This window comes from Paenibacillus xylanexedens, assembly GCF_017874615.1.
GTDB lineage: Bacteria > Bacillota > Bacilli > Paenibacillales > Paenibacillaceae > Paenibacillus > Paenibacillus xylanexedens.
On record NZ_JAGIKV010000001.1, the window covers coordinates 477,608 to 484,823 of the forward strand.

The 7,216-nt window shown below is 47.7% G+C and carries 6 protein-coding genes; 1 reads left to right on the forward strand and 5 read right to left on the reverse strand.

Translation table 11 applies throughout. The features are described 5' to 3' along the window. Positions 1 to 428: 428 nt before the first annotated feature. The 5 genes from J2Z28_RS02220 to J2Z28_RS02240 form a co-directional block, all read right to left on the reverse strand. Entirely contained in the window at positions 429 to 1,925 is a 1,497-nt protein-coding gene (locus tag J2Z28_RS02220) for a glycoside hydrolase family 30 protein (protein WP_244988041.1), read from the reverse strand. Between the two features lie 90 nt (positions 1,926 to 2,015). Next, complete coding sequence (locus J2Z28_RS02225; protein ID WP_211081018.1) at positions 2,016 to 2,861, reverse strand: carbohydrate ABC transporter permease; 846 nt, start codon at positions 2,859 to 2,861, stop codon at positions 2,016 to 2,018. Further along, positions 2,854 to 3,741 (reverse strand): carbohydrate ABC transporter permease, encoded by an 888-nt coding sequence (locus J2Z28_RS02230; RefSeq protein WP_017687021.1) that lies wholly within the window; start codon positions 3,739 to 3,741, stop codon positions 2,854 to 2,856. Before J2Z28_RS02230 ends, J2Z28_RS02225 begins: the two co-directional genes overlap by 8 nt. A 101-nt stretch (positions 3,742 to 3,842) precedes the next feature. Beyond that, positions 3,843 to 5,114: an ABC transporter substrate-binding protein gene (locus tag J2Z28_RS02235; protein ID WP_211081019.1), complete on the reverse strand. Its 1,272-nt coding sequence runs from the start codon at positions 5,112 to 5,114 to the stop codon at positions 3,843 to 3,845. Positions 5,115 to 5,295: 181 nt separating this feature from the next. Further along, entirely contained in the window at positions 5,296 to 6,324 is a 1,029-nt protein-coding gene (locus J2Z28_RS02240) for a LacI family DNA-binding transcriptional regulator (RefSeq protein WP_211081020.1), read from the reverse strand. 287 nt (positions 6,325 to 6,611) lie between these two features. Here J2Z28_RS02240 and J2Z28_RS02245 point away from each other — a divergent pair, with 287 nt between their 5' ends. Then, on the forward strand, positions 6,612 to 6,974 hold the full coding sequence (locus J2Z28_RS02245) for an iron-sulfur cluster biosynthesis family protein (RefSeq protein WP_017687018.1): 363 nt from the start codon (positions 6,612 to 6,614) through the stop codon (positions 6,972 to 6,974). Positions 6,975 to 7,216 lie beyond the last annotated feature (242 nt).

A 7,216-nucleotide genomic window follows, 5' to 3' on the forward strand; every position in this document is an offset into this window, starting at 1 on the left:
CTTCGATGACAGAACAACCTTCCAATCGCTGTTATCCCCAGATTTTTTGATTCCCTTTTCTCAAGGGGAAAATCCAGTGATAAAGGCGAACGCTTCGCTTTTTCAGGTTTTTTCTGTCCTCTCCGTTTTGTGTGTAAATGTTTAGTTTAATTTATATAGTTCATATGTCCTGTTGTTATTCATTTAAAATATAAGTTCAACTAATGAATGTTTACACTGGCACTCCGATGACAGAATAACCTTCCAATCGCTGTTATCCCCAGATTTTTTTGATTCCCTTTTCTCAAAGGGAAAATCCGGGGATAGCGTATGCTTCCGATGTAGCTTTCTTGCAGAAAGCTTGTAGGCGAACGCTCCGCTTTTCCAGGTTTTTTCTGTCCTCTCCGTTTTCTGTGTAAATCTGTAGTTGAACTTATATTCCTTAATCATCAGTTCGCCTGCAACGTCACGCCTTCCAGTACAACCGTTGTGATGGAATTGTCCGCGGTAGGTACTTCCAGTCCGTTGGCATACACCGGGATGTCTTCAAGCTGTTCCATATTACGATCCGGTGAAGTCTGATACACCTGAGCGTTGGATGTTTTCCCATACGCATACCCTTCCAGTTCAAACGCCGTTGTACCCGCTGACAATTCATTACGAATCACCAGCACCAATCTCTGACGTTCCGCGTCATAGGCAGCCAGTGTGCGTCCACCATCCGTTGGAATAATTGTCGCGCCAGGACGAATGAACTTCGTAAACTGGGCCATGCCGTAATACTGTTTGGTCATCTCGTACTGCTCTTCTCCGTTGAAATTGGCATGAATGAAGCCCCAATTGTTATTGGCGCCTTCATCTTCAACGGCCTGCCAGTATACCCAGGCGGATGGCTGCATGATTTTCAGATCAAACATGATCCGCTCTGCCAGCTCCTGAACTGAGGTCATATCCTCATGACTGTGCGGCTCGCTGCCGCCGGTTCCGTACTCGGACATCCACAGCTTCTTGCCCTGGCGTTCTGCCAGCGTGCGCAGCTCTTCCATTTTGCTACCATTATAGGAGTGGGTATTGATCTGCTCGATTACGTCCAGCGTGTCCTGATCATAGAGGTTGAAATTAAACACCGTCTCATCAATGCTGTTATCGTCCGCGGCACTAATGACGGTTCCATCCAGTCCTTTGCTCTTCAACGATGCAGCAACTTTCTTGATAATCTCGGCCTGTTTCTCATTCGTAAAATGACTGCCTTCCTGCATATTGCCCTTCTTCCACCAGTCGGAGGAAGGTTCATTGAGCGGATTCAGTGTGCGGAAGGTGATCCCCCACTCGTCCCGATAATGCTTCACAACTTCGGTCAGATAATCGGCAAACGCATCATACTGGTCGTCACGCAGATTATTGCTGCCATCCACGGCTCCGGTAACGGATCCACTGATCGTCATCCAGTAAGGTGGTGAATTGGAGAATGCTTCGGCAATGTTCACGCCACGCTCCATCGAGCCTTGTAATACAGCCCGCTGACCTGCATCAGCCTCCCAGTCCCACTCTCCAGGTTCAGGCTGGAAACCAGGTACATCCCCGCCGGGACGAAGAGCTTTCATCTCCGGATTTTCCTCACCACCAATATTGTAACGAACGATGTTCAGACCTAATCCTTTCTCCGGATCAAAGACCAAATCCATCACTTCACTAACCTTTGTCTGATCCTTCCATCCGCCAAGATCGTTGGCCCACCAGGCAAGTGACGTACCCCAACCTTCAAAATGATTATAGGACTGATCCAGCTTCAGACGTACTGGTTCCCCTTGGAACTCAATTGTTTTGGATGATTCATTGGCAAAATGATTGATAACAATTCCTCCTCCTGCCAGCAGAGCAATCAGAGCGACACCCATGAGGATATAACTCCGTTTGCCTCTGCTGCGTTGTTCTTTATGCGCCATGGGCTATACAATCCTTTCTCCATGTACGTTGATTACTCCGTTGACCTTGATCATCAGGTTCAGTACATACATCCACTACAGACACTTCGGTTACTTGATTCCGCTGCTTCCGCCGCTAATGTTGGCTTCATAGACATAACGTTGTCCGAACAGATATACCAGCACCATCGGAATGGTGAGGAACAGGGAAGCGATCATCACAAGGTTCCATGGTGGCATCTGCCCACCACCTACCGTAGTCAACAGCTGCACTCCGAGTGCCAGCGGTATTTTCTCCGGATCATTGATATAGATGAGCGGCCCCATGAAGTTACCCCAGTTATAGGAGAATGAGAAGATCGCAATGGCCGCAAGTATCGGATAAGTCAGTGGCATGATGATCTTCCAGTAGATTCCCGGGTGTCCCATACCATCGATCATGGCGGCTTCATCCAGTGATTTTGGAATACTCATGACGAACTGTCGAATCAGGAATACGTTGAACGCCCCGGCGAAGAAGCTCGGTACGATCAGTGGATAGAATGTATTAATCCAGTCCAAGTGACGGAAGATGATGAACTGCGGTACCATCGTCACCTCACCCGGAATCATCATCGTACTGAGCAACACAATAAACAGGAAACGGCTGCCTTTTGCTTTGATTCGGGCAAAGCCGTAGGATACGATCGAAGCTGATAATACCGATCCGACAATCGTAAAGACGGTAATGATGACCGAGTTTTTGAGATACGTGCCAAGATTGTTATTCGTGAAGATGGTATAAAAGTTCGACCATTGAAACTCCATTGGAACGAAGGTAAAGGCTGATTTGACAGTTGTTGCGTCACTTGCCAGTGCAATGGAGATCATGTACAGGAAAGGCGAAGCAAGCAGCACCCCGACCAGAATCAGAAAAATATAGGATATCGTCTTCTCCACAGTGGATGGATTACTCATTGGCTTTTCCCTCCTCGTAGTGAACCCATAGCGCCGATGAACGGAATACAACGAGTGTCAACACCATGATGATGATGAATAATACCCAGGCAATCGCCGATGCATATCCCATTTTGTAGAATTGGAACGCATTCTGGAACAAATAGGGAACAACCATCTGACTTGAATTGTCAGGTCCCCCGGCAGTTACAATGAATACCTGCGCGAAGGTCTGGAGCGCTCCGATCATGCCAGTCACGAGATTGAAGAAAATGACGGGAGTCAGCATTGGGAATGTAATATGGAAGAACGATTGTGTACTTTTCGCCCCATCGATGGCAGCGGCCTCGTACAGCTCCTGTGGAATGCCTTTCATCCCTGCAAGCAGCAATACCACGCCACCACCCACACCCCATAAGGACATGAGAATCAATGCAGGCTTAACCCAGTTGGGATCAAGAAGCCAGGCAGGACCCTGAATACCGAAGATCGCAAGTGCCTGGTTGATCAAACCTTCCGTCGGCGCAAGCAAGTGGATGAAGAGCAATGAACTCGCAACCACCGGAACAACGGAAGGCAGATAGAACAGAATACGGAAGAAGGTGATTCCTTTGATTTTTTTGTTCAGGTAATATGCAATCCAGAGCGAGATCGACATGCCCAGCGGAATGGATATCAGCGCATAGAAGAATGTATTGCCGACGGATTTCCAGAAGATCGGATCATCGGTCAGTAACGTTTTGTAATTGTCGATACCGATGAATTCAGGGGACTGGAACAGATCCCAATTCGTGAAGCTCATATAGATGGAAAACAGGATCGGACCCAGGGTCAGCCCCAGAAACCCGATCAGCCAAGGCGAGATGAAGATGTAGAACCATTTCCCGTCCTTTTTTCTCACGTTAAGCCCTCCCATGACGCAGAGAGCAGATGGAACCCGCATTCACGCCGATTCCACCTGTCCTGCTGTCGCTGCTATTTGTGCATGTTCAGAAAAATCCTCTATTTGTAGAGTCTTTCCAGTCCACTCTGAATTTCGGTTACGGTATCATCAAGCGTGGCTTTGTTGTTGAAATACACACCCAGCTTATCGTTAATGAGCTTCATCATTTCGTTCCATTGCGGGTTGAATGGTTCTGCATAGATCGTCGATTCACTGAACGCAGCCATGTTGATTTTTTTGCCGCCATATTCAGCATTGAGGAATTCATCACTGGACAGACCTGCTTTGGTTGCAGGAGCATCCTGACCGGCTTTGACCATTGGCATCTGTGCTTCAGGTGTGGTCAGTGCTTCGATTACTTTGAATGCTTCTTCCTTGTGTTTGGAAGCGTTGGTAATCGTTAACCCGTTAAAGAATGCGTTGGTTTCGCCCCATACCGGAGAGATATCCCAATTAATTCCTTCCACCTTGGCAAGTGAACCGATGTTCCAGAACCCTGTCGTTTCCATGGCGATCTTGCCTTGAGCGAACAGCGGATCAGCTCCAATATTCCCCATGTCGGCAATCTCGGTTGGTGTTGGGCTCGCACCGTGTGTGAAGGTCAAGTCATTCATGAATTGTAATGCTTTCCGCACAGGCTCTGTATTGAAGGTTGGTTTGCCACTCTCATCGAACAATGAGCCGCCGTTCTGGTAGATCAGCTGCATCCACTGCGGCCACCAGCTACCCGGATAGTAACCCCATTGAGTCGTCTTGCCGTTCTCCTTCACCGTCAGCTTCTGAGCTGCCGCCATCAGATCGTCCTGCGTCCAATCTTTGGTTGGATATTCCACCCCAGCCTTGTCGAACAGATCTTTGTTATAAAAGAGGACCATCGCACCTGCCCGATCCGGCAAACCAAATTGTTTGCCATCATACTTCATCAGGTTTGCGATATCATCGGAATAACGCTCGGACATGTTCACATTATTCGCCTGAATCATGTCATCCAGCGGTATAATCTGATTCTTGGAGGCGTAAGCCTGATAGTTCTCGGCAATCATCATGATGTCCGGCGCTGTTCCCCCGGCGATCATGGTCTGTACCTTCTGGTCATAATCCCCTGCAACCACGTTCAGCTTCACGTTAATATCGGGATACGTCTGTTTCACAATGTCGAGTCGTTCCTGATAAATCTTCTTCTCATCCTCCGAGCCCCAGATTGTCATGCTCAAATCAACCTTGCCACCGGACTCGCCGGAAGAACCGTTTTTACTCCCGCTGCTACAGGCTGTCAGACCCATTACCATGACCAGCATCAATAACGAAATGACCTTTAGACTTCTTCTCATACGTTACGCCCCCCTTGATATAATGAATGGATGACTACACTGAAACCCGTTTCATGAAATGGGTTTCATTAAGCTGAAACATAAAACCCGTTCCACTTTATGAAAGGGGTTTCATTCACGCACTCATTATATTTCACCCTTCGAGGAAATGTCAACGCTTTCTTTTCCAATTACAGGCCCTTTATCTTGCAGCAGGTCCTGTACTTTGACGCACAATCAGCTCCGGTTGCAGAATGATCTGCTTCTTCGGTTTGCCTTGGTTAATCAGCTCATGCAGCACATCCACAGCCTGTTTGCCAAGCTGATACGTGTTCTGGGATACGGTTGTCAGTTCCGGTATAACGGCACTGGCGAGCGGCGTATCATCAAAACCTACAATGGATATGTCCCTCGGAATCGAGAGCCCATGCTCAATCGTCGACTTGATGGCACCAATCGCTGTGTTGTCATTGACGCAGAGGACTGCGGTGGGTGGATTGTCACGATCCAGCAGTTTGGACATCTCCCGTTTGCCGTCGTCGATGGAGAAGCTGCCGAGCAGTTGCCGTTCTTTTGGTATTTCGAGCCCATGCTCCCGAAGTTTCTTCTGTACAGCTCTGACCTTGACCATGGTGGTGGACAACTCTTTCAGACCGCCGACAAAGGCGATATCGCGATGCCCCAGTTCAAGCAGATGCTCAGCTGCAAGGGCTGCCCCTGCCCCTTCATCCGTGTACACCCGGTGGAACCCGCCTTTGGCAATATTGCCATTAACCAGCACGATCGGCATACGTTTGCCCATATCAATCAATTCCTGAGCCATGTCATCCGGACAGACCTGCATGTTGATTCGCCCACCGAGAAAAATAATCCCGTCTACCCGCTTCTCTCGCAGGATGGACAAATATTCAGATTCCCTGTTGTAGTCGCCTGCGGTATTGCACAGGAAGAAGGTATACCCCAATCCGCGAGCCTCATTCTCCGCACCCCAGAACACTTCCGGGAAGAAAGGATTCGTAATGTCCGGCAGGATGATGGCAATGGTGCCCGTCTCTTTTTTGATCAGACTGCGCGCCTGCGCATTGGGCTGAAACTGGTGTTTTTCAATGATGGACATAATCTTCTCTCGGGTGCTTGCACGCACAGGTGCCGTATCATTCAGTACCCGGGAGACCGTCGCTACAGATACATTTGCTTCTTTGGCGATGTCGTATATCGTGATCGGTGTCATAGCGGAACCTTCCTTTTTCTCTAATTTTCCCTATTTTCCCTGCTTATCATACCAGATAAGGAATGGCGATGAAATGGGTTTCATTGACGGGCGAATGATTTCACACTGGACCCATAGAAATTCCGGGTATAACATTCATACGTGAATTGTTCGTTGCATTACGCATTAGCGTCAATATATACAGGACATGTTTGCTTTTCTTTATTTCACCTTCTAATCTGCGTTTATGGTCCATATATTAAATTGTAAGCGAATTTATTGGAGATTAGAGGAGTGTGAACAACGTCATGATCATTCAAGTCAGTCCGCTGGCAGAAGCAAGACTTACTGAAAAGCTGGGAGATCGACCAGGCTATTTCAAATTGTTTTATGATACCGATGGATGCGGTTGTGACGGAATTGCGGTACTTCTGATCTTGAACGAACCGGATAGCGATGATGTTACCGTAGAAGCGGGGTCGCTTCCCTTTGTAATCAACAAACAGCAGCAGATTTACTTTGAACCCTCACTACGTCTGCAATCCGAGCACAGTTTCCCTTCGTTCCGACTGAGCAGCGATTCCATGATCTATGGCAGTAATGTCAAAGTCCATGATTTACGAGATACCGCAGACGTAGCCCCTCAGCCTACTGGATGGTTTGTACGATAAACGTTGAATCAGCACTATAATCAAAACCTCCCAAGCCCAGATGTCATACGGGACGGGAGGTTTTTTAAGATTTTAATGAGTTCATTAGGCATTATTTTCGTAAACATTTCATGTGAGCTAACGTTTGCTGTCCGTTCAATATTACTAACTGTACTTGCCAATAATCTCTTCAAATATTTGTAAGTTAAAAAACCTGACAGTATCCTTATGCGACTCTGAGCCGCGTTTTAATTTGGTCTAAT